The sequence below is a fragment of the Undibacterium sp. RuRC25W genome, from assembly GCF_049339825.1.
GTDB lineage: Bacteria > Pseudomonadota > Gammaproteobacteria > Burkholderiales > Burkholderiaceae_D > Undibacterium.
Genome location: NZ_JBMPPD010000026.1, coordinates 1 through 25,578 on the forward strand (window position 1 = coordinate 1; position 25,578 = coordinate 25,578).

Below are 25,578 nucleotides of genomic sequence, written 5' to 3' on the forward strand. Positions count from 1 at the left end.
AAAGCATATTCATCTCACTCTGTGCATCGCTACTGATATCGCTTAAGCCAATGCTAGCGGCGGCAAAGGTGGCAGTATTTTTGATGCCTGCTATTTGCGCATTTTGGAGCTGTAACGAAAGTGCAACCTCAGATTGATCCAGTTCATTGTCATTCGCTTTGCTTTTGATCGCTAAAGCAGCAAGAATATTTTGTAAGCTTTGACCTTGGATGAGTCGCGCAACCGCTTCCCCCATGTCTGTTAGGTGGTTTGCCGCTTTTGGACGTCCATAGGTAGATACTAACAATCCTTCTTTAGTCCGAATCGCACCACGTCCATCCGTTCTGAGCTCAAACCCTTGACCGCGTGGGTCTTGACGACCTTGCTTGCTTTCAATACGGGTAATAAAGCCCAAGCTGAGTTGACTGTGGTCATGGTCACTCTTGAGTTGCGCCTGGATTTGGTCATGGGTACCTGTTAAAAACGATCCCATGCCTTCAAGCTCGATCGTGCAGGTGATTTCTTTGCCGATGACGCTATCGAGGTCAAGATCAGCACCGACGCCAACGCCAGTACCAGCACGATTCGATGTTTGCAGCGTCAGACGATAGTCGAATAGCTGGTTGATACCATCGGTGCCGACTAAGCGCAAAGGTGTCAAAGGCTTGCTGATATCAGACAAGGCAGGACCGCTGACACTCAAGGCACGCGGGTGGGTGAATAGGCCGTTCACGATGTGATTCCTTGATCTATCTTGATTGATATATTGGTTGCTTGTGTCTTTGTTCTCGGGTGTTGCACAGTGACTTTTGTCTCGACGCGTTTTTTAGCGTTATCGAAAATAGTGAAAAAATTGCTTATGCGGGTTGTGAAATCAAAGGCGCTGGATTGCGAAAGAATCGTAGCGAGGGATGAATAGTGACGGAAGTGTTTTTACTTTAAGATGCAATTATTACAAGGTGTAGCGTAGTTGTATCAAGACAGGTAATGTTGGCATGTTAATTTCAATGCCTTGTTGTCTTTTTTGTGCAGTATTTTTTAGGCTAGACTGAGTATCTACCAGCTAACATACAGTCTGGCACAATGAAATTTGATCGTTTTAGATAGTCAAATAGTTCACCATCAATACAGCGTTTTAATTTTAAAAGGCAATATTAATTTTCTGTCGAGTAACTAACGAAAAATAATGATGGACGTCAGCGCAACGCTGATGTGGTGCGTTAATCGTTTGTTCCCCGACCGCTAAGCGTTATTAATAAATCAGCTTTTTTTTGGAGACAAACATGAAAAAGCGTTCTATCAGCTTTGTGCTATTAAGTTCAATGACAGGCTGTGTAAGCCATTACCCGAATGAGTTTTATACCAGACAGACACCCGTTGCGCCGATAACAGAAGTGCAATCTGTACAAAAAAATCGTCGTGTGGGTTCGTCGTCGGCTGCGTCTATCGATAGCTATAAGTCGGAAATTGCGGCCCAGATAGCGCAAATGAATGCCAGTCTGGTTTATCGGGATAATCCGCAACCAATGTTAAGAGCCGTCATTGTCGTCCATTATGTGTTGGCCCCCGATGGGCGTTTACTGAAAGCGGACATCGTGCGCAGTAATCAGGATAAGGTGGCAGAAAACACAGCGCTGGCCAGTTTGCACAATAGTGCACCATTTCCATCACCCAATCCCCGATTGTTGAAGGGAGGGCGCTTTGACGCATCAGAAACATGGTTGTTTGATGATGATGGACGCTTTCAATTGCGCAGTATTGCTTTGCCGCAAGCCGCAGAATAAAACAGACCGATGTACAACCTTGTACCTATCGTTATTGCCTGTCAAAACAGGGCTTACTCGCTTGATCTGGAAACGATAAATGAGGGAAGAAATTATTTTATTGATAAGTTAATCGTGTTCCAACAGATGCCTTTCATGATGACTTCCCCTATAATGCGGCATCCCATAGGAGTCTTGATATCATGAGCAATACTACCCATTTCGGTTACACCACCGTCGACGAAGAGCAAAAAGTACATAAGGTTGCTGAGGTATTTCACTCGGTTGCAGCTAAATACGACATCATGAATGACGTCATGTCTGGTGGTTTGCACCGCATCTGGAAGATTTTTACTGTCGCCCAGGCTGGCGTTCGTCCAGGCTTTAAGGTGCTCGATATTGCTGGCGGTACTGGTGACCTGACCAAAGAGTTTGTCAAGCAAGCGGGTAAAACCGGTGAGGTATGGCATACCGATATCAATGAATCGATGTTGCGCGTTGGACGTGACCGCCTCTTGAATAAAGGCCTGATTACCCCCACCTTGCTTTGTGATGCAGAAAAATTACCATTTCCGGACAATTATTTTGATCGAGTCACAGTGGCTTTTGGGTTGCGCAATATGACGCACAAAGACCAGGCGCTTGCGGAGATGCGGCGTGTATTAAAACCAGGTGGAAAATTACTTGTTTTGGAATTTTCTAAAGTTCCTGATGTCTTACAAAAACCGTATGACTTGTATTCGTTCAAAATCCTGCCGTGGATGGGACAAAAAATCGCGGGAGATGCCGAAAGTTATCGCTACTTGGCGGAATCAATTCGTATGCATCCGGACCAAGAGACACTGAAAGAAATGATGGAAACTGCTGGCCTCGACAAGGTGCAGTATTTCAATTTAACAGCGGGTGTGGCGGCGTTGCACACTGGCATAAAGCTCTAGTAGCAAAACACTGAACGTTGCCTTGTTCAATGTCGTTGTGGCTAGAGGTAAGTAATATCAAGGAGTAAATGTAATGAAAAAGTTTCTAATCGCAATGGTGATGGTCGCTAGTACCTTAGCAATGACGATGCACGATGCAGATGCAAAACGCATGGGCGGCGGCAGCTCTGTCGGTCGTCAGTCTAACAATGTCTCGCGTCAGGCCGCACCGGCGACACCGGCGAACAACAGCTTTAATCAACCGCGTCCGGCAGCGCCCGCTGCCGCTCCGGTCGCGCCGCCAGCGCCAATGGTGCCTCCTAAACCTGCAAGCCCATGGAAGGGTGTTGTTGGCGGCTTGATCGGTGGTGCATTATTGGGTGCAGCATTTTCGCACTTTGGGTTTGGTGGGGCTGCCGCAGGAATGTTGGGCTCTCTGTTCACTTTTGCACTAATTGCATTTGCTATTATGTTTATTATCCGTTTATTCCGCGGAAAGAACACAGCAACTGCCTCGGCTACACGCTTTGATCAACCGGCCTATGCGGGTGCAAACAGTACGCCAACATCCGATATTGGGTCGCGTTTCGACAGTCAACCGGTCGCAAACACTTACGCTGCACCTGCCCCAGCGGCCTCAGCAGCGACTTGGAGTATTCCGGCGGATTTTGATGTGCCAGTGTTTTTACGTAATGCTAAAACATACTTTATTCGCTTGCAAGCGGCGTGGGATAAGGCGGACATCAATGATCTGCGTGAATTCACCACACCTGAAATGTACGCAGAACTGAAACTGGAAATTCAGGAGCGTGGTGCTACATTGAATGTGACAGACGTGGTATCCATCGAGGCAGAATTGCTTGGTGTTGAAAATGCGGGTAATGATCATCTTGCAAGTGTCAAATTCACTGGCATGATCAAAGAGGCACAAAATGCCCCTGCTGAACCGTTTAGTGAAGTCTGGAACTTGTCTAAGCCAGTCAATGGCCAAGGTGGTTGGGTTCTGGCTGGTATTCAACAGCTGTAATACGACTTTCCTCCTGAGTATTGGAGGATCTTGCATCAATGCTGACGCAGATCGAAGATCAGAAATGCGATTAGCTGTTAAACTTGAGACCGCCCGCATCATTGCCGGGCGGTTTTTTATGGGATGTACGTGTGACTGGCAAGGTGTGTTTGATCTTGATGAGAGCGAAACTATCTTGTTTTGATGATTCATGCCGTGACCGTGTGCCTCCATCCCCGTTGGTAAGAACATAAGCAAACCTGTACCAGTGGCACAGCCACCGATGTAGCGCTTACTTTTTGGAACCACTTTGCCTTTGTTTTTTCAATTCACTATGATCTCAATTGCACCCTTCATCAATCATCTGCTTGCGCAGGAAAAATGGGCTCGGGACAAATTATTACCACATGCCGGAAAAACAGCCTGTATTGATGTACAGGTGATGCAATTACGCCTGAAAGTGGCTGCAGATGGTTTATTGGAAAGCGCAGACGCGGCAGTGGAACCCAATGTGACGATCCGCGTCAAGCCAGAAGATTTGCCACTCATGGCACAACAACGGGAAAAGGCATTTTCATTTGTCAAAATTGAAGGTGATGCAGATTTCGCCAACACGATATCGGCATTAAGTCAGAATTTGCGTTGGGAAGCCGAGTCGGATTTGAGTAAATTGTTCGGTGACGTCGCCGCGGTCCGGTTTGTCGCTGGGGCGCAATACCTTGTTAAAACTGCACAGGAAACGTACCAGAAAATACAAGAAAATCTGGCAGAGTACTTTCTGGAAGAAAATCCCATGCTAGTACGGCCATCAGAAGTCACCGCAATGGGGGCACAGATTAACAAAACTCGCGATGATGTTGAACGCTTGATGAAGCGCATCGAGAAAATGGAAAGGATGCGCGGATGATTTTAAAATTTTTACGCCTGACAAAAATAGTTAGCGTTACCCTGCGTTATGGCATTGATGAAATTGCAATTTCCGGCTTAAAAATCCCGAGAACAGCGCGCATCGTCAAAGCCGTCTTGTTCTGGCGCGATTTGTCTGCACCGCGCGGTGAGCGCTTGCGTAAAGCCTTAGAAGATTTGGGCCCGATTTTTGTGAAGTTCGGTCAGGTGCTGTCGACCCGCCGTGATCTGATGCCGCCGGATATCGCTGAAGAATTATCCAAACTGCAAGACCGTGTTCCTTCGTTTGATCCTGATCTGGCCATTGCCCAGATTAAAAAATCCTTAGGTGCGCATCCTGATGAGTTGTTTGCTACTTTTGAGCGTCAACCCGTCGCCTCTGCGTCCATCGCGCAGGTCCATTTTGCGACACTCAAGGATGGTCGTGAAGTTGCTGTCAAGGTTCTTCGTCCAGGAATGAAAGAAACCATCGACCAGGACATAGCACTGATGCAGGTTGCCGCTGGATGGCTGGAGACGCTCTGGGCGGATGGTAAGCGCTTAAAGCCGCGTGAAGTGGTGGGCGAGTTTGATAAGTATTTACATGATGAACTCGATCTGATGCGTGAAGCTGCCAATGGCAGTCAGTTACGCCGGAATTTCATGGACTCCGACCTGTTACTCGTGCCAGAAATGCATTGGGATTTTTGTTCGTCTTCCGTCATTGTGATGGAGCGCATGAAAGGCATACCTATTTCTCAGACCGAGCGATTGCGCGAAGCGGGTGTGGATATGTCGAAGTTATCCCGCGATGGTGTAACGATCTTTTTTACGCAGATTTTTCGGGATGGATTTTTTCATGCTGACATGCATCCTGGCAATATCTTGGTATCGACTGATCCGGCAACGTTTGGGCGTTATATTGCGCTCGATTTCGGTATTGTTGGAACGCTCAACGACTTTGATAAAGATTATCTGTCACAGAACTTCCTAGCGTTTTTCCGTCGTGATTACAAACGTGTGGCTGAAGCACATATCGAGTCAGGGTGGGCACCCAAAGATACACGGGTGGATGAACTAGAGGCTGCCGTGCGTGCTTGTTGCGAGCCAATTTTTGATCGTCCATTAAAAGATATTTCGTTTGGACAGGTGCTGCTGCGTTTGTTCCAGACGTCGCGCCGTTTTAATGTCGAGGTACAACCGCAATTAGTCTTGTTGCAAAAGACGTTATTGAATATTGAGGGTCTTGGACGACAGCTTGATCCGGATCTGGATTTATGGAAAACGGCAAAACCTTATCTTGAACGCTGGATGAATGAACAAGTTGGCTGGCGTGGTTTGGTGGATAAATTACGCGCCGAAGCACCGCGTTACAGCCATATTTTCCCGCAGCTACCGCGTCTTGCGCATCAGGCATTAACCCGTGTTGCCGAGCAAGATAATCAGTCAGCAGTGTTGACTGCATTATTGACAGAGCAGCGCCGCACAAATAACTTACTACGTGTCGTTATTTATTTTGGCGGCGGCTTGTTTGCGGGTATTTTGGCAGCACAATTTTTGATGCATTTTTACTTTATCGATTAAGTGATCAACATGGCTGAATTTATTCTTCGTGACCCCACTCAGGCCAATTTTTGGGACGAGCGTTTTGAAAAAAAGTTCATGCCATGGGATAAAGGCGGTGTTCCTCAAAAGTTTTCTGATTTTGTACAGGCACAACATCATGTCTTACATTGTTTGATTCCTGGCTGCGGTAATGGCTACGAAGTGGCATCACTTGCCCAAGCTGGGTGGCACGTTACAGCGATCGATTTTTCGCCTGCTGCCGTTCAACATGCGCAGCAGACCTTAGGTCCTTGGGCAAAGCACGTTGTGCAAGCGGACTTTTTTTCCTACGAGCCAACATGTCCTTTAGATGTCATTTATGAACGGGCATTTTTTTGTGCTTTACCACCAGAGTTGCGGCAATCAATTATTGATCGCTGGGCGTATTTATTACCCACTAATGCGTTGCTAGCAGGTTATTTTTTCTTTGATGATTCGGAAAACGCCAGTAAAAAAGGACCGCCATTTTCGATTCATAGCCAGTTGTGGCGTGAGATGATGTCAGTGCATTTTGAACAAATCGAAGATAGTCCAGTTCTCGATTCGATCCCCGTTTTCTCTGGAAAAGAACGATGGCAGGTCTGGCGCCGTTGCTGAATCTCTCGTGGTCTTTGAGGATAAGCAGTCCGACTAAAAAATACCCAGCAGAGATGGTTGCAGGAGTGCGCTCAGTGCTACTATTTGCCTGTTTTTAATGATCCTTCTTGCCATGCGCTTCCACCGCTCACGTTCTTTACTCGAACAAATTCCGTCGATTCAGTTGGCGGCTGGCTCGGTGAAAACATTGTTAAGTGCAGCAGAATACCGAACTGAATTACTGCAGCAGATTGCGCGCGCAAAACACCGGGTTTATTTATGTGCTCTGTATTTACAGCACGACGAGGCAGGTGCTGAAATACTGAGCGCGCTTTATGCCGCAAAGGCCGCGCGGCCAGCATTAGATATTGCTCTTCTGGTCGATTGGCACCGTGCACAGCGGGGCCTTATCGGCGAAGCAAAACAACTCGGTAAGACGATGGGTAATGCTGCTTGGTATCAAGAACAGAGTGCATTACATGACGGCAGCATTCCGGTGTATGGTATCCCAGTACAGACCAGTGAGTTATTTGGTGTGTTGCATTTAAAGGGATTCGTGATTGATGATGGTGTGATTTATAGCGGTGCCAGCATCAACAATGTGTACTTGCATAAGCAAGATAAATATCGCCATGATCGCTACCTTCTGATACAGAATGCTAGCTTAGCAAATACGATGGTCGACTTTATACGCCGGCATGTATTGTGTGCTGCCGCCGTTCATCGATTGGACCGTCATGAGATACCTGCGACACGTACGATTCGCAATGATGTCCGCAATTTTCGTGCTAACCTTAAACAAGCGCGTTACATTATCAGTTCAGAGCAAACACAACACGCACTGGGGTTAAGCGTTGCCCCACTGGTCGGTGTGGGTAAAAATAATTCACTTAACCGTGTGATATGTCAGCTACTAGCAGCGAGTCAACAACAAATTACGATTTGTACGCCGTATTTTAATTTTCCATTAGCGGTGACACGCGAGATCAATCGCGCCCTGAAGCGCGGCGTAAAAGTAGACATCATTGTGGGTGACAAAACAGCCAATGATTTTTATATTTCACCCGAGCAGCCATTTAAAGTCATTGCTGTCTTACCTTATCTCTATGAGGCCAATTTGCGACGTTTTGCTAAGTCGCACCAGTCGGAAATAAGACAACAGCAACTGAATTTACATTTATGGAAAGATGGTGATAACACCTATCACCTGAAAGGTATGTGGATCGACGATGACTACGCGTTAATGACCGGAAATAATCTCAATCCCCGTGCATTCCGCCTTGATCTGGAAAATGCCTTGTTGATCCATGACCCACTGCACGAATTGTCAGCGCAGCGTGCGGCAGAGTTGGACAGCATTATGCAACATACGTCAGTCATCACGCATTACCAGCATATCGAGAGAATGCGTGACTATCCTGACGAAGTACGCCGACTTCTCTCTCGGTTGAGTACCGTGCGGCTGGACCGCTTGGCATATCGGGTGTTATAAAGCCGTACTATCTGCCCAATGGACTGAGTCGGATAACGCTCAGTGGGGCGACTTCGTTTGGTAACCATTTCGTATAAATTTTGGCGAAGGTTCCATCTTTTTTGATTGTACGCAAGGCCTCTTCCCATGCCTTAATCGTCCCCTCTGGCGTTTGCAGTGAGAATGCCAGATAGAGCTCTAGACTATCGAGTACTTTGACTTTTTCTACATCGTCAGCAGCATGACCAATGTCTTTTAACACGGACGGAACGACAAAACTCCCTTCAACCCACAGGTCAAAACGTTTAGCGAGAAGCATGTTCGCAACGATTTGCGGGGTCGCTGCTTGTTCAATATCGGTGTAACCTTTTCTACGAGCTGTATCAACAAAAATACTCGAGCGATATGCGCCGACTTTCAGCTTCAGAATATCTTCACCTAAATTTTGTAGATAGGCAGCATTACCCTTGCGAGTGAATAAAACGGTGTTAGAGATGGCGATCGGGCCAAGCATTACCATCATTTTTTCGCGCTCATCAGAACGTCCTACTGTGAATAGTAAGATATTGGGCTCCTCTAATAGTGCTTTGTAACCCCGCGCCCACGGAACGACCTGAATGGCAGTATTTGCCCCAGCAGCACGCGTGATACGCGCTTGTATTGCACGTACTACTTCAACCGCCATTCCATCTACTTTGCTTGTATTTCCAAACGTGATCGGCGGCCAGTCTTCGGTATATATCTGGAGTTCTTGTGCAAAGGCCTGAGGAGTAAGCAACAATAATGCTGCTATAAAGAAATAAGCACGAATATTTTTGTTGGCTTCAGTCAGTGCCAAGGATAAGTTGCTTAGTCGAGCCATATTGACATATCGTCCTGAAAAGCAATTCTTTATTGTTTTTGTCTGAATAGACGCAAATAGTCATGCAGTTGCGCCCTTAAACTGACACCCTTCAGTATGCGTTGTACTTGATGAAAATAGTTAATTGTTGTCGCCCGTCATGCAAGTAAAGCCTAAGTAGACGCCGCTGATGTGCACCATCATGTATCAATTTGATCAGTATAGATGTTTTCATTGGTTTTGCTGATCTTTATTCATCAGATCATTTCACCATTTCTCTTTTGATGGTCGCTCTATAAATTTCTCCATGTTGATGCACGGACGAGGTCTGTTGAGCGTAAAAACATCCCAGATAAGCACTACAAAAATGCATACAAAATGATCCAAAACGATACTTAAGAGGCTATTTAATATCGGATCATAGAATACCGTTCATGTTGTAAAAAGACGGTATTGCCTACCATTCCGGCAACGGTATTCGGCCACTTATCTAAAAGAAATTAAATGAGAGAAACATGCACTTTGCTTTTGCTGGATGCGATAGAAATCTAAAGCTCTTTGAGATCCTGATTCAGGCAGGCTGGCAGCCAGTGAAATTGTTTTCAGTGCCTGAGAATAATCTATTGAGTGTGAATAAAGCCTTGCTAGCCTTGGCCCAACAAAAAAAAATTCCCATTCAACTGTCACGCATCATCCCCCACGATCTGGAGGAGCTCAAAGAGATGGGGTGCGATGCCTTAGTCGTTGGCAGCTATAATTGGCGCATTCCTGACTGGCGTAATAGCTTACCTTTTGCGATTAATTTTCATCCGGCACCTTTGCCGTTGGGACGCGGTCCATACCCAATGGTCAATGCTATTCTGAATGGTTATTCGCGTTGGGGCGTGACCTGTCACAAAATAGAGCGCGAATTTGATACTGGCGCTATTCTTGATAGCGAGATGTTTGATATTGACGATCACGACACGCATGAAAGTCTGAACATCAAATTACAGATGGCATCAGGACGTCTTGGGTTACGCATTGCACTCGATTTTGATCACCTCTGGAAGTCAGCGAAACCGCAAGGTGAGGGCGAGTATTGGCCTCTATTTAATGAAGAAGACAGAACCATACATTTTGACCAGTCTATCGTAGAAATTAAAAGGCAATTACGTGCTTTAGGTCATCTCGAGTGTATTGCCCATGTTAATCAACAACGTATTCGTATTAAAGCCGGTTTTGCGTGGACAGAATCGCATGCTTATCATTGCGGTCAGGTTGTTCATGCCAATGGTTCCACGATCGTCATCGCATGCCAAGATGGTTACTTTGCCATGAATGAATGGTCTTAGCGGTGGCTGCGCAATAAAATTGCAATCTGGATGCAGGTTCAATGCTGGTTGATCCAGATTTTTCCCTGTGAAAATCAAAAAAACACCGCTTGACAAGGCTCGTTGTTCCGTTACATTATCGCCCCCTTCAGGTGCCAGGCTATGATTGCCGGGAGAATCGGGAAGGCGGTGTGAGTCCGTCACGTGCCCAACGCTGTAAAGAGGATGAGACTGGCGACATACCACTGCGACAAGAGAAGTTGCGGGAAGGTGTCAGTTTCAGATGAATCTGAGTCAGAAGACCGGCCTGAACGTTGTCCAGGAAGCTTGGTCAGGCTTCCCCCATTTATTTGCATTAGGGGAATTCATGCAATCTACGCCCGTTTCCGATGTGTCGGATGGACACGCCTTTACACAGCAAGCCCGCGACGCGATCTACCATACTATTTTTTCCCGACGTGATGTCCGTAGTCAGTTTCTACCCAAGGCAGTCGGTGACGAAGTGCTTAGTCGTATATTAACTGCCGCACATTTCGCGCCATCTGTCGGCTTTATGCAGCCTTGGAATTTTTTACTGATTAAATCCGATGACGTAAAACAACGCGTTCAGCAAGCCTATATCTCCGCAAACGCTGAGGCGTTGGCGATGTTTGAAGGTGAAAAACGCAATACCTACCAGCAATTAAAACTCGAAGGTATCCGTGAGGCACCGATAGGTATCTGCATCACCTGCGACCGTGAGCGTACCGGTAGCGTCGTTCTTGGTCGTACACATATGAAAACGATGGACTTGTACAGCAGTGTTTGTGCCGTGCAGAACCTGTGGTTAGCTGCTCGTGCAGAAGGTCTTGGCGTTGGTTGGGTCAGTATTTTTCATGAACCCGAATTGCAAGCGGCACTTGGTATTCCTGCGCATATTGTGCCGATCGCCTATTTATGTGTCGGCTACGTCAGTCATTTTTATCCTAAGCCAGAATTGGAATCTAAAGGGTGGTTACCCCGCTTGCCGATTGAAGACCTGGTCTATTTTGACCAATGGGGGCAAACCGATACTGACGAGCCACTGATTAGTCATTTAAAAAGAGATCAGCTGATCGCGCAGGATATCGCTAATCGTGCGGGAAACCAGGCGCCAATTTGAATGACAAATAGAAAAATAACTTATGATGTGATGTCTCTTGTGTTTAACTTTTCCCGTGGAACTTCAACGTGCTCACTATTTTAGGTAAATCACCGTCGATTAACGTTCGCAAAGTCTTGTGGACTTGTGCTGAAATCGGTCTTCCATTTCAGCAGGAGCAATATGGTGCCGGCACGCAGCCGGTCAATACACCTGATTTTGTACGTCTTAATCCCAATGCCATTGGTACCAGTGATCGTAGATGAGGATTTTGTATTGTGGGAGTCGAATGTGATTTGCCGTTACCTCGCTGGCAAGCATGGTCGTGGCGATTTACTTTCCACAGATCCGTGCGCACGTGCCCAGGTTGAGCAATGGATGGACTGGCAGGCAACTGAGCTCAACAATGCATGGCGCTACGCGTTTATGGCACTGGTGAGAAACAGTCCAGCGCACACTGACCAGCAAGCTATCGCTGCCAGTATCGATCATTGGAACCAGCATATGATGATCTTCGAAGCGCAATTGCAAAAAACAGGTGCCTACGCGGCGGGCGCTGACTTTACGCTTGCTGACATTGTTCTCGGGTTGTCTACGCATCGCTGGTTTTCGATGCCAATGGATCGCACCGTCCTACCTGCCGTCAACGCGTACTATGAAAGACTGAGCTTACGTACAGGGTTCATGCAATATGGGCGCAATGGCTTGCCTTAAATGCAGTGATCGTAGATGAGATGTAGTGATGCCAGCTACGGAGGTAGGGCGTTACGGTATAGTGAGATTATGTACTTTTACGAATAGATTTTTTTTAATAGATAGGATTTTGATCATGGATATGTCCACTTGGTTGATTTTTTTGATGGTATCGCTGGCAACGACTTACACGCCGGGGCCTGGCGTCCTGTTGGCCATTTCTAATTCAGTTAGCTTAGGAACCGGCAGGGCGATGATTAGCTCCGCTGGTAATGTCCTTGGGATCTTTGTTGTAGCGTCGACAGCCACAGCAGGTTTAGGTTTAATTTTGCAAACGTCGGCGTATGCGTTTCTTATACTGAAATTGCTCGGTGCAGCGTACCTGATTTATCTGGGAATACGTCAGTGGAACAATAAAACTAATCTGTTTGCGTTAAAGAATAATGAGGGTGATGAGGTAAATAAACCTCCTATGACCAATCGTCAATTATTTTTACAAGGCTTGTTGATCGCTACCACCAATCCGAAAAGTATTCTGTTTTTCACAGCCTTGTTCCCGCAATTTATGAGTCACACTGATTTTAGTGTGGCGCGGTTTTTATTGTTGACCAGCACATTTTCTGTTTGCGCTGTGATTTCACACCTGAGTTATATTTTTCTGGCAGGCAAGGCTAAGAAATGGTTTGCCGAGCCACGCCGGGCGATGATGTTTAATAAAACGTCAGGCGTGACTTTTGTTGGCCTTGGGATGAGTCTGCTAGCGCTCCGGGCGAACGCTAGATAGGTTCTTGCGATTTCATATTACGACAGCAACACGGCGTCAGTTCTGATTATGCATTGTCAGTTGTGCGGACTGACAAATGAGCGCTGACTGCAGTATGAGCAATCAGATCGATTGCAGGCCGTGGCTTGCCTTGTTTATCTATCCAGACTTTGGGTGTCAGGGCGCCCGATAATGAGATGCTCTCACCATCTTCGAGCGCTAACAGGACACGACGTACGTGATCATTAAAGGTGATTACATTGCACATCAGTGTATCGCCGTCATCGGTCATTGCACGGACTTTACAAGTGACGTACAGTGAGCCACCTTGCCCACTACGTTCATCGGCACGGCCATAGAGGCGGCCAGAAATTAAAGCATCTATCATAGGATTGGTCTGTCTGGATTTAAAAAATAGAGTCAAGCATGCGATGATGCCGACTGAGGTGTCAACTTAGGTTCCAACTTAGGTTCCAAATTAAACGCCGGATAGAGAAATAAAGCAATGATGAATACACTGAATCATTGACACATGAATTGATCATTTTGCCATTTTTTAGGATGAGAACCGAATGAATCTCGATCAAATTGCTGAAACCTATGTCAAGCTCGTGCTGGCGGTGGGTGAACATGACGATAGTTACGTCGATGCCTACATCGGGCCCGCCGTGTGGCGTGATGAAGTCCGGCTGCAGGCAACTCCCCTGAAAGCGTTGTTGGTGCAGGCTGGAGAGTTACTGGAGCATGTCAGCGTCTTACCACCTGCACCGGAAGAGCAAGCAGAACGGCAGACATTTTTAAGATTACAGATTGCGGCAGTACGCGCTCATGTTGCCTATCTGGATGGCAAGACGCTTCCTTTTGATGACGAATCAAAGGTTTTGTATGATGCGGTTTCTCCGGCGTTAACGCCAACTGATCTTGATACGACGCTCGCTGAACTTGCTGCGTTATTACCAGGAGAGGGTGATCTGAATCAACGCCTTTCAAGCTATAACAAACAGTTTGAAATTCCGCGCGAGAAGCTCGATGCTGTTTTTAGCGCGGCGATTAACGAAGCCCGAGAGCGAACCCGGAAATATATTCCCCTGCCAGAAAACGAGAGCTTTAGGGTGGAATATGTCTCGGGCAAAGTATGGAGTGCCTATAACTGGTATAAAGGTAACAGCCATAGCTTGATCGAAGTGAATACAGATTTTCCTATGTTCATCAGCCGTGCTATTGACCTCGCCAGCCATGAGGCTTATCCGGGGCATCACGTGTTTAATGTCCTGATTGAAAATGAGCTGGTAAAGCAAAAAGGCTGGGTGGAATACGCCGTGTATCCTTTATATTCACCGATGTCCTTTCTGGCAGAAGGTAGCGCTAATTACGGCATTGAAGTCGCTTTCCCACATGCAGAGCGAATGGCTTTCGAAAAGCAGGTGTTGTTCCCACTGGCAGGGATCGATCCGGAAAAAGCAGAACGCTATTATCAGATTCAGGCGGTACTTCAGCGATTGTCCTATGCCGGCAACATGGTGGCCAAACAATATCTGGATGGTGAGATTAATCGAGATACCGCTATCGCCATGTTGATGAAATACAGCCTCTCAGATGCCGACCGTTCTGCGCAACGAATACGCTTTATTGAAAAATTACGCTCTTATGTGATCAACTACAATCTTGGTCAGGATGTGGTTCAGGCATACATTGAACAACGAACGGGAACGCAAGATCAGGATGTGAGGTGGGCGGTATTGACTGACTTGCTGCGCAAACCAAAGAGTGCATCAATGATGATTTAATGAGACCGCAAGCTCTGATATCGTGATCATCCGCGCAGGCGGGTGATCCAGCGACAAGACCTTGCGGCGAAGCAATTACATTTATTTTGCACTGATCAACTTCACAACTAATTGCTGCGTTTCCGTCAGACTTAACAAGCGATCAATATTCGGATGCTTGCCAGGAAACGCAATCGCATCAGCAGTATGTTCTGAATACAAAATCAGGCCCCTCGCTGCTGCCGCTGCATTGATCACACCAAATTCTTGAAACAAAGCATGGTAGACACGGACACTACCCGCAGAACCTGGTTTATTCTCTATCTTGGCGATCAACGTTTCACCATCAGATAATTCGATCGCTGCCACATGGTGGATTTCTGGTAGCGTAGATAAAATTTCACTAAACTGCATACATACTTTCTGTTATTAAAACTGGATGTATTCTAAATCTGTTTGCGCTTTCGTGCGGAGCGCGCAGTATGGATTTATCCTACTTCCACGATACTTCTTCCGCCCGCTGCTCTGCGTACCATAATCTTGGTTGCAATACGTTCCGTCATTTCTTGTACGTGCGAAATCACGCCCACTTTGCGTCCTTGTGCCTGCAGGCTGTCGAGGGCGTCCATGGCGACGCGTAAGGTATCGGCGTCGAGACTGCCGAAGCCTTCGTCAATGAAGAGCGATTCGACTTTGACGCGGTTGCTCGACAGAGATGCCAGACCTAGTGCAAGTGCGAGTGAAACCAAGAATGACTCTCCTCCAGATAAAGAGTGAACAGAGCGGTGTTCATCGCCCATGTCCTGATCGATAACCATCAGGCCAAGAGTGTCTTGGATGCGTTGCAGGCGATAACGGCGCGCGAGTTGATGTAAGTGTTGATTGGCATACGCCAGCAAGACGTCGAGCGTATATTGCTGCGCATAATTACGGAATTTTTTGCCATCGGCAGCGCCGATTAAGTCGCTTAACTGGGCCCAGATCCGATAGCGATTTTCTTGTGTTTGCAATGCTTGAAGCAAATCAGCAACATGCTCCCGACGTTGATTGTCCTGAGTTTTTTGTGCTTGTAGCTCAATGACATGGGCGTGCACTTGTTGCTGTTGTTCACTGAAAAAATCACGGCGCTTGTGCAGTGTAGCGATAGTAGACTCTGGCTCAGGCTGCTGATCCTGTAATACCAAAAGATCCTTGTCATCTGCATTTTCGCTATTCTGTTCGTTTTGCGGTGATTGCTCTGTGGCAGGCGGCACCATAACATCATCGGGTAACGTCACTGGGCGCTGTTCCTGATGCGTTGTTCGCTGCTGCTGACGTTCCTGCAAAATTGTGCGGGCGCGTTGACAAACGTTGCTGATCGCTTGCAGTGCTTCGCGCTCGGCATTGATCCATTCGTTGCTGTGGTTGAGTAAGTCTTCCAGTTGATAACGATCGAACGTATTTTCTGTCTGTGTGAGATTGTAGGCGTGTAGCCAGTCGTTGAATTCGTGCTGTCGTTGTTCTTGTTGCTGCTGGTGATCTTTTAATCGTTGCTGCGCTTGTACACAGGCTTCATTGGTCTGTATCAGCAATCGTTGCTGCGCCTGCACGTCATCAGTTTTTTTGCTCAGATCCGCCTTTGCGGTCTGGATTGTATGATGCAAACGGGCGACGACGACACTAACCGCTTCACCACCAAAGTATTGCTGCCGTTGCTGCTGATAGTCTTGTAATTGTTGAACACAGCGCTGTAGCTCATGCGTTAAGCGTTGCTGTTCTTGTTGTGCGTGTTGTTCTGCACTGGCCAACGTTGTGAGTGCCAGATTGACTGTGCTGAGTTCTTCGGTTGCCTGACGCTGACTATGCTGATAGTGCTGCCATTGTTGTACTTGCTGTGCGCAGTTTTCCTGAAAAGCCGTAGGTGCTGCATGCCACAGATCACGCCAAGTATCACGTAATGATGTCGTGCCGTTATCGGTCTCCTCTGAAAGATGGCTGACGATAAACGCCTCGTCTAATTCATCTAATGCATTGTGCAAACCTTGTTGCACATTGACGACCTTCGTCATCGCTTGTTCGCGTTGGGTGAGTGTGCTTTGCAAGGCGAGATTACCGGTTTGCAGCGCATCTTTACACTCGCTCAATAGGCGTTGCGCCTTATCCCATGCGGCTTGCGCGACATCTTTGGCTTGTGAGGCTTGTTGGTGCTGGATCTCTTGTTGTTGCAGATGTTGTAGCGCTTGTGCGTTATCGATGCGTAATTGCTCCAGCCAAGTGATCACCTCTTCATGCGACGCTGGAGGTGTTTGCTGTAAAGGTGATAATTGATAGAGGCTATGGTGTTGCCACGTGCTTTCTTGCTGCTGCAACAGATGCTGCAATTGCTGTGCATCTTCCGATAACGGTTGTAGCCGTTGACGCTGTTGATCGGCGATGGTCTGTTGCTGATGCCATTGATCACGCCATTGTTGTTCTTGCTGACGGCAGGTCTGAACTTGTTGTTGCAAGGTTTCTAGGAGCGCACGCAGTTGTGGCTGATGTTGCGCGTATGGGTGTTCTGTGGCACCACAAACGGGGCAGGGCGCGTCTGTTTGCAATTGATGGCGTAAGTCCTCGACACTGGCTGCGCATGCCAGCTCAGCCGCTTTTAAGGCCTGTTCGGCCTGTTGCGTGGCTGCCATCGCCACAGGGAGCTGCGCTTGCGCCAGATTTGCTTGCTCTTGTGCTTTTTTCGTTGTGTCTTTTACAGAGATCATCTGCGTTTGTAGCTTGATGATGCTTTGTCGTTGTTCTTGTATGCTTTGCAAAAGTTGGGCCGTAGTACCGATTTCTTGTCGTCGTTGCTCCATCAAATGCTTATCACGTTGCAGGCGGCTGATATCGATACTTGCGTAGTTCTGCACCGATAACTGACGTTGATGTTCTGCAAGTTCAAGTTGCGTTGTCGCATTGTTGACCGCGTGTTGCTGCTGCGTGACGGTAGCCTGGCACGTTACGTGCAACGCACCAAAATCGCTGACTTGTTGCTGCTGCGTTTGCAATTCTTGCTGTAACTGAGCTGCTTGTCGGAATACCCGTTCCCAGCCTGACCATTGTTCGGCAAGACCTTGAATGGCGACATGTTGTTGTAGCCAGATAGTGGCATTCTGGAGTCGCTTTTGGCACTGCGTTGCAGCGACTTGTTTTTCTTGATGAGCACGATTCGCTTGTTCATATTGTCGCGTGGCCAGCGCGGAAGTTTCTTGTAATGCTTGCAGCTGTGGCTGCAAGTTGGCGATGCTGGCATCGATCAGGCGAGCCTGATCGAGTCCCTTCGCGGCATCCAATTGTGCTTGTTCACTGAGGTGTAATTGTGTTGCTGCCGTGTGCAGGGCAGCTTGCACCTGCAGGTCGTCTTGACGAATTTTTTCGAGCTGACTCTGTACGTACTGGATCGCCGTAGTTTCCTGGATGATGCTATTCGTTAGTCGATTAATTTCGATAACGATAGGGCGGGCATTTTGCACCTTGTCTAGTTGTTGTAGCAGCACAAAGCGTGGTGCGCAGTCGCGTTCTTGCTGCTCAGTCTGCTGTAGGTTGAGCAGCGCTGCTTGTTCTTGCTGCGCGAATTTGTTTGCTTCCTGATGCCAGCGTAAATGTTGGTCTAAGGCTGCGACAAACGCATCAAGTTGTCTTAAGCGAGCAGTACTGACGTTAATATTGTCTTCAAGTTCCTGACGTTGTTCATCGTTGAGGGGCTTGTTATCAGCGAGGCGTAGATGAAACCGATCAAGTGCTTCGCGTTCTTCTTTGGCGCGTCTGAAAGCATTTTTTGAGAGCTCTTCGTAAATATGACTGCCTGTCAGGGTTTGCAACAAGTTTCCACGTTCATCGTCATCTGCTTTTAAAAAACCAGAAAATTCATTTTGTGCCAGTAATACGGCGCGGGTAAATTGCTCAAACTTCAGACCAATACGTTTGATAATTTCTTCTTTGACTTCCGTTTTTTTTCCACCAATAGGTAATAGCTCCGGCAACTGATGCAAGCTCATGGTCGTCGGTTGCAAGCTGCCGCTGGCTTTGTTACGTGAGCGTCTGACGCTCCAGCGTGAGCGGTACTCAATACCATCGTTACCTACAAAATCGACTTCGGCATAGCCTTCACCTGTCCCGCGTCGCAGCAGGTTGCCGGTATCTTGTTGAGAGATGAGTTCTTTACCATCAGGTAGTGTTTTGTTACCACCTGCTTTGACAAGTCTAGGTGTGTTTTCATAGAGCGCCATGCAGAGCGCATCGAGCAGCGTACTTTTACCGGCACCCGTCGCACCGCTGATGGCAAACAGGCCTGCTGAGCGTAATGGCTCCTGTTCAAAATTAACTTCAAATTCGCCCGCGAGTGACGCGAGATTTTTGCCACGGAGTGCCAGAATTTTCATGACTGCACCTCCGGTGTACCTAGTAACAGTTCGGCGAACGCGGTGGTCAATTCTGCCGGAACTTCTGCTTTCTCTTCGGTGCTATATTTGCTTTGATAAAGCCGTTCAAAAATATGCTGCGGCTGGAGTTTTTCGAGCTCCTCCAACACCGTGCTGTTATTGGTGCTTGTGGACTGACGTACAAAGTGTGTATCGATTTTTGCGAGCCTGACCCGTTTGCCTTCAATCGCTTGTTCTATCGTTGCTCGTAAGTTAGGTTCTGGCGCGTCAAGTAATACCCTCACTTCTAAAAACGGCATGTAATCTGGCGCAGTGTCTTGTGGAATATCGAGCGCGGTGAGCGCCACCAACACTTTTGCTAAGGCTTGCGGTTGCCGTGGTACACGTAATAATTCCACCGCACGTGGAACCAGTAGCGGTGTGACAGTCGTCACTTGATCGCCCGCAAGATCGACTTGTAATACCTGATGCTGATAATCGACTTCGGCAAAAGACAAAGGAATCGGGCTGCCGCAATAACGTAAATGCTCTTGCTTGCCGACTTTTTGCGCCAGATGTAAATGTCCCAAGGCAGCATAAGCGACTGCACTGTCGAATATATTCGCAGATAGTGCTTCAGTGCCACCAATTACGATAGGGCGCTCTGATGATTCCGACACTTCACCACCGATCATGTGGCAATGCCCTAGCGCAATGATCGCCTGATCTGGCTGCCGAAGGCTGAGCGCATGGTCTAGTGTCTGGCGGTACAATAAGGCAATACCTTCCATGTAAGGATCATGCGCATCTTCAATCCGTGGCACATCGCCGGGACGCAGAAACGGAATGGCCAGACAATACGCTGCAATAGCGCCGGTAGCTTCGCGAAGCGGAATCACAAGACGATTTAGATCAATGCCGCCATCTGGTAGACGAGGTACAAAACCAATCACCGTCGCATCCAGACTTTCCATTAATGGTGCTGGCGCTTCGAGGCGGCCTGGTGAATCGTGATTGCCAGCAATAATCACGATTTGCAAGTGTGGGCATGCTGTCTTTGCTTGTTGCAAAAAGCGGTAGAACTGTTTTTGTGCGGCGGCAGAGGGATTGGCTGTATCAAAAATATCACCAGAGATCAGCAAGACGTCAGCTTGTTGCGTGACCAAGGTGGCAGCCAGCCAATCAAGAAATGCCTGATGCTCTGCGCTGCGTTCAAATTGGTGGAGCGTCTGGCCTAAATGCCAGTCGGAGGTGTGGATGAGGCGCAAGGAAAATCCTTCTTACTGAAGCGGGATGGCGGAACAAGTGGGGTTGTGGGGAATATAACGTAGATGCGGGGGAAATGTAAGCAGTGGGCTGTATTGTTGTTCGTTGTTTCTTAATTTATTGGATTGCACTTTGTGTCGGCACAACTTGCTTTGTCTCAAGCGGACAAGGTCAAAGGCAAACTAAAAACTATCGGACGTAGTAGCATGGATCTGCTCTGAAAAACAGGGATAACAAACGACCATCGACGTTAGTCGTGAACATACTCATTGGTACTCATTGGTACTCATTTTGCTCAAGGTTACATGATTTTTTTTGTTTTTTCCCTGTCATGTAATTCTGTTAGGATGTGTTCTGCACCGTAAGTCTCTTAAAGTAAAGCTGATTCTGAACATGAAAAATACGCCGCCGCAACCTGTGATGAATTTTTATCTGCTTGGAGAGAATGCTGCTGTGATGCAATCACGTCTGCCCGTCGATCAGCAATGTCAGCGCCGTATCTGGGCGGTGGCGCAGGTGTTGAATGATGAAGCGCAGTGTATCGACGTGGTACCGGGAATGAATAATCTGACCGCGATCTTTGATCCTGAGCTGCAACGCGGTGACGAGGTAATCGAGCGACTTAAGACGCTCTGGGAGCTTGTTGAAGCAGAACAATTCATACCACGTGAAGTTCGCATTCCTGTTCATTACGGTGGCGAATCGGGGCCGGATCTAGCGCATGTCGCTGCGCATGCGGGGATGAGCGAAGAGGCAGTGATTGCCGCCCATAGTCAGGCAGAATATATCGTCTATTTTCTGGGTTTTCAGCCGGGATTTGCTTATCTGGGCGGATTGCCTGCGGCTCTGGCAACGCCGCGCCGTGCCGAGCCGCGGATTGCGGTACCTGCAGGATCTGTTGGTATCGGTGGTCAGCAGACGGGTATTTATCCATTCCAAAGCCCAGGTGGCTGGCAGATTATTGGGCGCACCGATCTGTGTTTGTTTGACGTAAGCCGAGAGACGCCGAGTTTATTGCAGAGTGGTGATGTCGTTCGTTTTGTTCCTGTTGATGTAGAACAGGGCGAGGGAGTTCGTCATGCTTGAGATTATCCGCGCAGGTATCCAAACGACCGTTCAGGATCAGGGTCGCTCTGGTTTCAGGAACATGGGTGTCGCACAGTCGGGAGCCTTGGATGCGCCCGCGATGTGGTTGGCGAATCGTTTGGTGAATAACGCTGGTACGGCCGCTGGCTTGGAAGTCGTGGCTGGGCCGGTTGAAATCCGTTTTTTACGTGCTGGATGGTTTGCACTGTGTGGTGCAGATTTTGAGGCGACCTTGGACGAGCAACCGCTATTTTGTGGCTGGCGGTATCCTGTTAAAGAAGGGCAAAAATTACGTCTACGTGGTCCTAAATCAGGGATGCGGACGTATCTGGCTGTTGATGGTGGCATCAATGTGCCAGTGGTGATGGATTCACGTTCAACGGATGTGGGTGCTGGATTCGGTGGACATAAAGGCAGGGCTTTGCGCAATGGCGATCGTTTGCCTTTAGGTGAAACTTTTCTCTTAAATAATAAATTAGGGACCCCACAGCGGCGATGGACGCCTGAAGTGCGCGTCTTACGTGGACCCGAATTTGAACAGTTTGATGAAGTCAGCCAACAGCATTTCTTTAAACAAGCGTGGACTGTCAGTCCGCAAAGCAATCGCATGGGCTATCGTTTGCAAGGGACGGCCTTGCAGCGAAATGATCCATCTGAATTACTGTCACATGGTGTATTGCCCGGTGTCGTACAAGTGCCACCGAATGGCCAACCGATTGTGTTGTTGGCGGATTCACAAACGACAGGTGGTTACCCAAGAATCGCGGTGGTGATTGCAGCAGATTTATGGAAGTTAGCGCAGGCACCTGCAGGAAGACAGTTTTGCTTTGTTGAGACCGACCTCGACGGTGCGAAAGCGGCACGGCAACAGTGGCAAAATGAGTTATATCGGTTTGAATGGAGTTTATATGGCAAATAACGCTACTGAAAATACAAACATATCGATTGATTTAAACGCCGACCTAGGTGAAGGTGGTGCAGACGATGCAGCGATTCTGGCTTGTGTGAGTTCTGCCAATATAGCCTGTGGTGGTCATGTGGGTGACGAGCAGAGTATGCGCGACGCCGTGCGAGCTGCGTTACGTTGTGGTGTCGCCATCGGTGCTCATCCTAGTTTTGTGGATCGTGAGAATTTTGGTCGTACTGAAATGCAGATACCCATGGAGCAAGTCTTCGATGAGGTGTTAGAACAGATTGAGGCGTTGCAACACATCTGCGCTACTGAAGGTGCACAGCTTGTGCACGTGAAGCCGCATGGTGCTTTGTATAATCAGGCGGCACGCGACGTAACATTGGCAGAAACCATCGTTAAGGCGATTGCTGCCGCTGGCTCACAGTTGCGGGTTGTTGGTCTGGCAGGGAGTGAACTGATTCATGCGGCGCGACGTGCAGGCATGGCTGTCTCGGAAGAAGCATTTGCCGACCGTCGCTATAACAGTGACGGGACGCTAGTGTCACGCAAACTACCTGGGGCAACGATTGATGAAGTCTCAGTGGCATTACAACAAGCCTTGCACATGGTCGAGCAGCAAGCTGTGACCAGTGTTGATGGGACGGCATTGTCGATGCAGATTGATACCTTGTGTTTGCATGGCGATGGTGCCCACGCATTGCAACTGGCACGTGCATTACGCGCACACTTAAGTCAACGTGAGATTAAGGTGACGTCGGCACCTAAATAAAAAAAGGGACGCAGTGGGCGTCCCTCGTTGTTTTAGGGTGGACTCCGTTTATTTGCTTTTGCGACACCTTGCCAGTATCCGGATATCGTCACCTACCGTCGTCATTTCGTGGATCGCTAACTGCTGTGCCTGATCCACATGCGTGAACGTTGGCAGGCTGAATAGACCAGCACCGCTACCGAGTAATTTCGGAGCGAGATAAATTAATAACTCATCGACACAGTTGGCCGTCATGAGTGCACCATTTAAGATCGCACCCGCTTCGACATGGACTTCATTGAATTGACGGCGTCCCAGCTCTTGCATTAAGGCTGGCAGATCAACCCGTCCCTGACTATCCGGCAAACAAATCACCTCTGCCCGGCGGGAGATGAGTGCGGCTTGTTTTTCAGCGTTCTTTTGCGCACAAACAATCAGGACTTCAGCATCATTAAATAACTGTGCATCCGGATCGATTCGTAACTGCGGATCCAGTACAACCTTTTTTGGTTGCCGTGGTGTATGAACGCCGCGGACAGTCAACGCCGGATTGTCAGCGATGACAGTGCCGATGCCGGTGAGGATAGCATCCGCTCTGGCGCGCCATTGGTGCCCATCTTGTCTTGCCTCGGCACCAGTAATCCATTGACTCTGACCGTTTGACAATGCCGTCTTACCATCCAGACTGGCAGCGACTTTCAGACGTACCCATGGCTTACCTGTTTCCATACGCTTGAAAAAACCCACATTCATTTCTCTGGCGGTATCTGCGATATCTTGCCAGCCCAGTTCCGATGCAGATGCAACGCTGATGCCCCCCTGCTGCAAAATAGCAAAACCGCGCCCAGCGACTTGCGGATTAGCATCTTCGATCGCTGCCACCACTCGCGCAACACCAGCTTGCACCAAGGCGTTGGCACAAGGCGGTGTACGTCCAAAATGGCTGCACGGCTCTAAGGTGACGTAGGCGGTCGCTCCTTTGACATCATGGCCCTGAGCAGCGGCGTCACGCAAGGCTTGTACTTCGGCGTGCGCCTGTCCAACCGGCTGGGTCCAGCCACGACCAATCACGTTCCCGTCTTTGACGATGACGCAACCCACTTTGGGGTTGGGTGACGTTTCGATCGTGGCACGCATTGCCATTTCCAGCGCCAGTTCCATGAAACGGCGCTCATCGGTCCGCAAAATGGCTGGCTGCGTCATCAGGTATTTTGAATCGTGATGGTTGGAAATTTGCTCGTCATGTCTTTTGCTTTTTCAGCGACTTTAATCGCGACTTTGCGGGCAATGTCTTTGTAGATTTGGGCAATCGCACCATCAGGATCGGCAATGACAGTTGGCTTACCAGCATCAGCCTGTTCACGGATCGCCATCGTTAACGGTAAGCGTCCAAGAAATTCGATACCAAAGTCAGCGCACATTTTCTCTCCACCACCCTCACCAAAAATGGCTTCGGCATGACCACACTGAGAGCAAATATGGGTGCTCATGTTTTCGATAATGCCGAGAATCGGGATATCGACTTTCTCAAACATTTTTAAGCCTTTACGCGCATCCAGCAAGGCAATGTCTTGTGGTGTTGTCACGATGACGGCGCCAGTCACAGGTACTTTTTGTGACAAGGTTAACTGCACGTCGCCGGTACCTGGTGGCATGTCGACAATCAGATAATCGAGATCACGCCAGTTGGTTTGTGTGAGCAATTGTTGCAAGGCTTGCGTGACAATTGGGCCGCGCCAGATCATTGGTTCGTCTGGATTAATCATGAAACCGATAGACGATACCTGAAGGCCGTGGTTTTCCATTGGTTCCATGGTTTTGCCATCCGTTGTTTCAGGACGGCCAGAAATACCCATCAACAACGGTTGTGACGGACCATAAATGTCGGCATCGAGAATACCAACTGCCGCACCTTCGGCTGCCAAAGCGAGTGCCAGGTTGGCAGCGGTCGTTGACTTGCCGACACCCCCTTTGCCAGAGGCAACGGCAATAATATTTTTGACATTAGGGAGTAGTTTTACGCCGCGCTGTACTGTATGCGCCACGATTTTTGAAGTGACATTGACATTCACTTTGGTGACGCCTGGTAATTGTTGTAACGCTGTCACGACCAATTGACGTACTGGTTCGAGCTGGCTTTTGGCTGGATAGCCCAATTCCACGTCTAAACTGATTTCCGTTCCAGAGATCTGGATGTTTTTAGCAGATTTACTGGTCACCAGATCTTTATTAGTATTCGGATCGATGACTTGTAATAAGGTATTTTTTACAACTTCAGCAGTAAGCGTCATATGTTTCTCCATTCAATTTCCGCAAGTCTAGCGCAAAACGAGAAAAACAACGTAATAGCCCTCGCGATCATATTGTCATCCTCGTATAACATACGCTGTCTTTTTGCTATGTTCAATTTGCGCCGTAGATTGTATTGTTGGTCGCTCTGAAGATGAAAAAAGCGTTTGTCAGTAACGGTAGCTGTTACTAGAAAAACATCGGC

At 48.1% G+C, this 25,578-nt stretch carries 22 protein-coding genes, 1 pseudogene and 1 riboswitch; of the genes and pseudogenes, 15 read left to right on the plus strand and 8 right to left on the minus strand.

The window, feature by feature from the left end; genetic code table 11:
• A partial coding sequence (locus ACO0KV_RS12585; protein ID WP_423042879.1) for a type VI secretion system Vgr family protein occupies positions 1-712 on the minus strand: 712 nt, incomplete at its 3' end.
• Positions 713-1,262: 550 nt separating this feature from the next.
• Between ACO0KV_RS12585 and ACO0KV_RS12590 the strand changes: the two genes are divergently transcribed.
• The 7 genes from ACO0KV_RS12590 to pssA all read left to right on the plus strand — a co-directional run bounded on the left by ACO0KV_RS12590 (position 1,263) and on the right by pssA (position 8,223).
• Entirely contained in the window at positions 1,263-1,763 is a 501-nt protein-coding gene (locus tag ACO0KV_RS12590; RefSeq protein WP_423042880.1) for a hypothetical protein, read from the plus strand.
• Positions 1,764-1,945: 182 nt separating this feature from the next.
• The gene (ubiE, locus tag ACO0KV_RS12595) at positions 1,946-2,680 is read left to right on the plus strand and encodes a bifunctional demethylmenaquinone methyltransferase/2-methoxy-6-polyprenyl-1,4-benzoquinol methylase UbiE (protein ID WP_423042881.1); all 735 of its coding nucleotides are present in this window, start codon (positions 1,946-1,948) and stop codon (positions 2,678-2,680) included.
• Between the two features lie 73 nt (positions 2,681-2,753).
• Positions 2,754-3,686 carry a Tim44 domain-containing protein gene (locus ACO0KV_RS12600; RefSeq protein ID WP_423042882.1) on the plus strand — a complete coding sequence of 311 codons (933 nt, stop codon included), beginning with the start codon at positions 2,754-2,756 and terminating at the stop codon, positions 3,684-3,686.
• A gap of 313 nt (positions 3,687-3,999) precedes the next feature.
• A complete protein-coding gene (locus ACO0KV_RS12605; RefSeq protein ID WP_423042883.1) occupies positions 4,000-4,572 on the plus strand; it encodes a ubiquinone biosynthesis accessory factor UbiJ in 573 nt (190 codons plus the stop codon).
• On the plus strand, positions 4,569-6,134 hold the full coding sequence (ubiB, locus tag ACO0KV_RS12610; RefSeq protein ID WP_423042884.1) for a ubiquinone biosynthesis regulatory protein kinase UbiB: 1,566 nt from the start codon (positions 4,569-4,571) through the stop codon (positions 6,132-6,134). The genes ACO0KV_RS12605 and ubiB overlap by 4 nt, the downstream gene beginning before the upstream one ends.
• Positions 6,135-6,143: 9 nt before the next feature.
• A complete protein-coding gene (locus ACO0KV_RS12615; protein WP_423042885.1) occupies positions 6,144-6,752 on the plus strand; it encodes a methyltransferase domain-containing protein in 609 nt (202 codons plus the stop codon).
• A gap of 112 nt (positions 6,753-6,864) precedes the next feature.
• Positions 6,865-8,223, plus strand: coding sequence for a CDP-diacylglycerol--serine O-phosphatidyltransferase (pssA, locus tag ACO0KV_RS12620; RefSeq protein WP_423042886.1), 1,359 nt, complete (start codon positions 6,865-6,867; stop codon positions 8,221-8,223).
• A gap of 7 nt (positions 8,224-8,230) precedes the next feature.
• Here the strand turns inward: pssA and ACO0KV_RS12625 are convergent, their stop codons facing one another.
• Positions 8,231-9,064 (minus strand): substrate-binding periplasmic protein, encoded by an 834-nt coding sequence (locus ACO0KV_RS12625; protein ID WP_423042887.1) that lies wholly within the window; start codon positions 9,062-9,064, stop codon positions 8,231-8,233.
• Between the two features lie 494 nt (positions 9,065-9,558).
• Between ACO0KV_RS12625 and ACO0KV_RS12630 the strand changes: the two genes are divergently transcribed.
• The 4 genes and pseudogenes from ACO0KV_RS12630 to ACO0KV_RS12645 all read left to right on the plus strand — a co-directional run bounded on the left by ACO0KV_RS12630 (position 9,559) and on the right by ACO0KV_RS12645 (position 12,953).
• A complete protein-coding gene (locus tag ACO0KV_RS12630; RefSeq protein WP_423042888.1) occupies positions 9,559-10,377 on the plus strand; it encodes a methionyl-tRNA formyltransferase in 819 nt (272 codons plus the stop codon).
• 112 nt (positions 10,378-10,489) lie between these two features.
• A riboswitch (cobalamin riboswitch) is annotated at positions 10,490-10,681 on the plus strand.
• Positions 10,640-11,497: a 5,6-dimethylbenzimidazole synthase gene (gene bluB, locus ACO0KV_RS12635; RefSeq protein WP_423042889.1), complete on the plus strand. Its 858-nt coding sequence runs from the start codon at positions 10,640-10,642 to the stop codon at positions 11,495-11,497. (Overlaps the previous riboswitch by 42 nt.)
• 68 nt (positions 11,498-11,565) lie before the next feature.
• A pseudogene (locus ACO0KV_RS12640) lies at positions 11,566-12,190 on the plus strand (glutathione S-transferase family protein).
• Between the two features lie 115 nt (positions 12,191-12,305).
• The gene (locus ACO0KV_RS12645; RefSeq protein ID WP_423042890.1) at positions 12,306-12,953 is read left to right on the plus strand and encodes a LysE family translocator; all 648 of its coding nucleotides are present in this window, start codon (positions 12,306-12,308) and stop codon (positions 12,951-12,953) included.
• Between the two features lie 46 nt (positions 12,954-12,999).
• Here the strand turns inward: ACO0KV_RS12645 and ACO0KV_RS12650 are convergent, their stop codons facing one another.
• Positions 13,000-13,320 carry a single-stranded DNA-binding protein gene (locus ACO0KV_RS12650; protein WP_423042891.1) on the minus strand — a complete coding sequence of 107 codons (321 nt, stop codon included), beginning with the start codon at positions 13,318-13,320 and terminating at the stop codon, positions 13,000-13,002.
• A gap of 184 nt (positions 13,321-13,504) precedes the next feature.
• Here ACO0KV_RS12650 and ACO0KV_RS12655 point away from each other — a divergent pair, with 184 nt between their 5' ends.
• A complete protein-coding gene (locus ACO0KV_RS12655) occupies positions 13,505-14,719 on the plus strand; it encodes a hypothetical protein (RefSeq protein ID WP_423042892.1) in 1,215 nt (404 codons plus the stop codon).
• An 81-nt stretch (positions 14,720-14,800) separates the two neighbouring features.
• On the opposite strand, the gene ACO0KV_RS12660 is transcribed toward ACO0KV_RS12655, so the two are convergent.
• The 3 genes from ACO0KV_RS12660 to ACO0KV_RS12670 form a co-directional block, all read right to left on the minus strand.
• Entirely contained in the window at positions 14,801-15,112 is a 312-nt protein-coding gene (locus ACO0KV_RS12660) for a DUF2322 family protein (protein WP_423042893.1), read from the minus strand.
• A 74-nt stretch (positions 15,113-15,186) separates the two neighbouring features.
• Positions 15,187-19,092, minus strand: coding sequence for an AAA family ATPase (locus ACO0KV_RS12665; protein ID WP_423042894.1), 3,906 nt, complete (start codon positions 19,090-19,092; stop codon positions 15,187-15,189).
• Complete coding sequence (locus ACO0KV_RS12670; RefSeq protein ID WP_423042895.1) at positions 19,089-20,339, minus strand: exonuclease SbcCD subunit D C-terminal domain-containing protein; 1,251 nt, start codon at positions 20,337-20,339, stop codon at positions 19,089-19,091. The genes ACO0KV_RS12665 and ACO0KV_RS12670 overlap by 4 nt, the downstream gene beginning before the upstream one ends.
• A 391-nt stretch (positions 20,340-20,730) precedes the next feature.
• Between ACO0KV_RS12670 and pxpB the strand changes: the two genes are divergently transcribed.
• From pxpB to ACO0KV_RS12685, 3 genes are read left to right on the plus strand one after another with little or no spacing between them, the layout of a single operon-like run.
• Entirely contained in the window at positions 20,731-21,423 is a 693-nt protein-coding gene (gene pxpB, locus ACO0KV_RS12675) for a 5-oxoprolinase subunit PxpB (RefSeq protein ID WP_423042896.1), read from the plus strand.
• Positions 21,416-22,342, plus strand: coding sequence for a biotin-dependent carboxyltransferase family protein (locus tag ACO0KV_RS12680; RefSeq protein WP_423042897.1), 927 nt, complete (start codon positions 21,416-21,418; stop codon positions 22,340-22,342). Before pxpB ends, ACO0KV_RS12680 begins: the two co-directional genes overlap by 8 nt.
• A gap of 19 nt (positions 22,343-22,361) precedes the next feature.
• Positions 22,362-23,105 carry a 5-oxoprolinase subunit PxpA gene (locus tag ACO0KV_RS12685; protein ID WP_423042933.1) on the plus strand — a complete coding sequence of 248 codons (744 nt, stop codon included), beginning with the start codon at positions 22,362-22,364 and terminating at the stop codon, positions 23,103-23,105.
• A gap of 48 nt (positions 23,106-23,153) precedes the next feature.
• Here ACO0KV_RS12685 and ribD read toward each other — a convergent pair whose 3' ends face one another.
• Positions 23,154-24,287 carry a bifunctional diaminohydroxyphosphoribosylaminopyrimidine deaminase/5-amino-6-(5-phosphoribosylamino)uracil reductase RibD gene (gene ribD, locus ACO0KV_RS12690; protein WP_423042898.1) on the minus strand — a complete coding sequence of 378 codons (1,134 nt, stop codon included), beginning with the start codon at positions 24,285-24,287 and terminating at the stop codon, positions 23,154-23,156.
• Positions 24,287-25,375 carry an iron-sulfur cluster carrier protein ApbC gene (apbC, locus tag ACO0KV_RS12695; RefSeq protein WP_423042899.1) on the minus strand — a complete coding sequence of 363 codons (1,089 nt, stop codon included), beginning with the start codon at positions 25,373-25,375 and terminating at the stop codon, positions 24,287-24,289. Before apbC ends, ribD begins: the two co-directional genes overlap by 1 nt.
• Positions 25,376-25,578: the final 203 nt, after the last annotated feature.

Bases quoted from the DNA above. Each gene is read 5' to 3' on its own strand.
- ACO0KV_RS12590 (WP_423042880.1), top strand. From the start codon at position 1,263: ATGAAAAAGCGTTCTATCAGCTTTGTGCTATTAAGTTCAATGACAGGC.
- ubiE (WP_423042881.1), top strand. From the start codon at position 1,946: ATGAGCAATACTACCCATTTCGGTTACACCACCGTCGACGAAGAGCAA.
- ACO0KV_RS12600 (WP_423042882.1), top strand. From the start codon at position 2,754: ATGAAAAAGTTTCTAATCGCAATGGTGATGGTCGCTAGTACCTTAGCA.
- ACO0KV_RS12605 (WP_423042883.1), top strand. From the start codon at position 4,000: ATGATCTCAATTGCACCCTTCATCAATCATCTGCTTGCGCAGGAAAAA.
- ubiB (WP_423042884.1), top strand. From the start codon at position 4,569: ATGATTTTAAAATTTTTACGCCTGACAAAAATAGTTAGCGTTACCCTG.
- ACO0KV_RS12615 (WP_423042885.1), top strand. From the start codon at position 6,144: ATGGCTGAATTTATTCTTCGTGACCCCACTCAGGCCAATTTTTGGGAC.
- pssA (WP_423042886.1), top strand. From the start codon at position 6,865: ATGCGCTTCCACCGCTCACGTTCTTTACTCGAACAAATTCCGTCGATT.
- ACO0KV_RS12625 (WP_423042887.1), bottom strand. From the start codon at position 9,064: ATGGCTCGACTAAGCAACTTATCCTTGGCACTGACTGAAGCCAACAAA.
- ACO0KV_RS12630 (WP_423042888.1), top strand. From the start codon at position 9,559: ATGCACTTTGCTTTTGCTGGATGCGATAGAAATCTAAAGCTCTTTGAG.
- bluB (WP_423042889.1), top strand. From the start codon at position 10,640: ATGAATCTGAGTCAGAAGACCGGCCTGAACGTTGTCCAGGAAGCTTGG.
- ACO0KV_RS12645 (WP_423042890.1), top strand. From the start codon at position 12,306: ATGGATATGTCCACTTGGTTGATTTTTTTGATGGTATCGCTGGCAACG.
- ACO0KV_RS12650 (WP_423042891.1), bottom strand. From the start codon at position 13,320: ATGATAGATGCTTTAATTTCTGGCCGCCTCTATGGCCGTGCCGATGAA.
- ACO0KV_RS12655 (WP_423042892.1), top strand. From the start codon at position 13,505: ATGAATCTCGATCAAATTGCTGAAACCTATGTCAAGCTCGTGCTGGCG.
- ACO0KV_RS12660 (WP_423042893.1), bottom strand. From the start codon at position 15,112: ATGCAGTTTAGTGAAATTTTATCTACGCTACCAGAAATCCACCATGTG.
- ACO0KV_RS12665 (WP_423042894.1), bottom strand. From the start codon at position 19,092: ATGAAAATTCTGGCACTCCGTGGCAAAAATCTCGCGTCACTCGCGGGC.
- pxpB (WP_423042896.1), top strand. From the start codon at position 20,731: ATGAAAAATACGCCGCCGCAACCTGTGATGAATTTTTATCTGCTTGGA.
- ACO0KV_RS12680 (WP_423042897.1), top strand. From the start codon at position 21,416: ATGCTTGAGATTATCCGCGCAGGTATCCAAACGACCGTTCAGGATCAG.
- ribD (WP_423042898.1), bottom strand. From the start codon at position 24,287: ATGACGCAGCCAGCCATTTTGCGGACCGATGAGCGCCGTTTCATGGAA.
- apbC (WP_423042899.1), bottom strand. From the start codon at position 25,375: ATGACGCTTACTGCTGAAGTTGTAAAAAATACCTTATTACAAGTCATC.